The following is a 2,065-nucleotide window of genomic DNA, read 5'->3' on the forward strand; positions in this document are numbered from 1 at the left end:
GGATTAGGATGGATTATCAAAATAAAACGTTATTTTTGTAGTATAAAAACGATAAAAATATGAAGTTAAGCACTATGAGAGAAATAAATCCCAAAGAAACCACCCGTGCATATGCATTTGAGCTTTGGATGAAAGCCCCGATGCCAATGGTTACGTTTTTCAAGATTTTGGATGTCAGTCGTCTTGTTAAAATCAGCAAAAAGTCAGGTATGAAATTCAATATGCTGATGTGCTGGTGCATCGGCAAAGCGGCAAGCAGTATCAAGGAATTTTATATGCTGCCTGTCGGAGACAAATTGATGCAATATGATGCTATTGCGGTTAATACCATTGTTATGAACAAGGACAATGAGGTCAGTTCATGTGATGTGCCGTTTTCTGATGATTTGCAGCTATTCAATGAAGATTATCTGAAATTGACAACGGAAGTAGCCCGAAGCTGTGAGAACCACGATTTGACAGAAAGCATGGTAATAGGGACTTCCGCACTGGCCCAATATGAAATTGACGGTGCGGTAGGTATGTACAGCGGTATCTTCAACAATCCGTTTATGATATGGGGCAAGTACCATAAAGGTTTCTTCAGAACGACACTAACGGTTTCATTCCAATTCCACCACACTCAAATGGACGGGGCACATGCTGCAAAGTTCCTGGATTGCCTGCAGCAGGAAATCAATAAATTACTTGTGTAGCGATGAATATGGAAAAACAAAGATTGATACTTCGTTCCTGGACAGAACACGATGCAGAGTCTCTTTATAATTATGCTAAAGTTCCAGCTATCGGCCCTATTGCAGGATGGCCTCCTCATACATCTGTGGAAAACAAAAACAAAAAAATATACAGGAAAAATTAGACAAAAATCCGGATTATGTAATATGTAAAAAATAACTTCTGTAGTTTTCTGCGGTTAAGAGCAACATTTGACGAGATAGTTCCATTTGGAGAGCTCATCATCAAAAATGATACGTTTGCTCTTGTTTGATTCGTAAGATTCTTCAATGGGTCTTTTCGTTTCATACGTTCTTTGATTTATTGTAGCGATAATGGAGAGTCCTTTCTTTGTGACGGTAGCCTCTGCTCTCGTTCTTGCATTCTCAATGGACAAGAGTGGTGCGCCACTCCAACTTCTTGAAATTGGTCCAAACATGCAATGCTCTATAGGATTGTATTTGGAGCAATATGGAGGGTAATGTACCATGATGATATTTACCCCTATGGTTGAAGCCAACTTCATCAAAGCTTGTTTTACTATATGGTGCGAACATGCATTAGAACCGCCACCATCACAGAGAATACAGATTGTGTGGGCATTTGGGTATTTCCATTGTAGGAATTGTTGCCAAATATGAATGAAATTGTCACAGACAAACTCAGCGGTGTCATGGCTAACCCCCAATGTTAAATAGCCAGTATTAGCTCCAACATCATAGATGCCATAAGGGACTATGATTCCATCCGAAAAGCTCTTGAGATCATGGTCATAAGCCTTAGGCTTCCTCTTGCAAGAGACTGTGCCTTGACGTTTGAAGTTGCCAATCATCTCCTTCTTCTTTGTGTCAATACTGAATATTGGGATGCCATAAGTTTCACCTCCGAACGAATTTCTTGGATTTTCTAACTCGCTCTAAATTGGACTTTGATTGAAAATCAAGAAGTTGGTCGTTTGCCTATATTATATAGGTAACAATATGGAAACGAGCGGACTTCTGCTCGTTTCTGTATTTTGCAATATGCAAAGAACGCCTCAATTCGGGGACAAAGATACGATATTTTTCTAAATATCCCATGACTATATAGGAGAAATTTATGGAATTTAGAACTTTTGCGTAAAATTCTCTACCCGATAAGCTGGTTTCTTAGAAAATATTTGGAGAAGGCGAATTAAAGCCACATTTTTGTAGCTATAAATCCCACCACTCCTCTCAACGATGTGTACTAAGATGAGGTTTTACTTTTTATTTGGATATATGAGCTACGACAAACAACTGATATATATTTAACAATTAGTCTTACCCTCAAATCCGCAACCTATAGGGTTTAGTGGGATTTTGCTTGTAAA

General features: G+C 38.7%; 2 protein-coding genes and 1 pseudogene. 2 read left to right on the plus strand and 1 reads right to left on the minus strand.

Translation table 11 applies throughout. The features are described from left to right. Nucleotides 1–74 precede the first annotated feature (74 nt). Nucleotides 75–695 carry a CatA-like O-acetyltransferase, family 2 gene (locus tag DXD25_RS15290; protein ID WP_117664260.1) on the plus strand — a complete coding sequence of 207 codons (621 nt, stop codon included), beginning with the start codon at nt 75–77 and terminating at the stop codon, nt 693–695. A gap of 2 nt (nt 696–697) precedes the next feature. Then, nucleotides 698–844: pseudogene (locus DXD25_RS15295) on the plus strand (N-acetyltransferase); the annotation flags it as partial. A gap of 69 nt (nt 845–913) precedes the next feature. On the opposite strand, the gene DXD25_RS15300 reads toward DXD25_RS15295, so the two are convergent. Continuing rightward, the gene (locus DXD25_RS15300; protein WP_367379919.1) at nt 914–1,582 is read right to left on the minus strand and encodes an ISAzo13 family transposase; all 669 of its coding nucleotides are present in this window, start codon (nt 1,580–1,582) and stop codon (nt 914–916) included. Nucleotides 1,583–2,065 lie beyond the last annotated feature (483 nt).

The sequence above is a fragment of the Prevotella sp. TF12-30 genome (assembly GCF_003436715.1).
Taxonomy (GTDB): domain Bacteria; phylum Bacteroidota; class Bacteroidia; order Bacteroidales; family Bacteroidaceae; genus Prevotella; species Prevotella copri_A.

Coding starts and splice junctions, on each gene's coding strand:
- DXD25_RS15290 (WP_117664260.1), top strand. CDS start 75: ATGAGAGAAATAAATCCCAAAGAAACCACCCGTGCATATGCATTTGAG.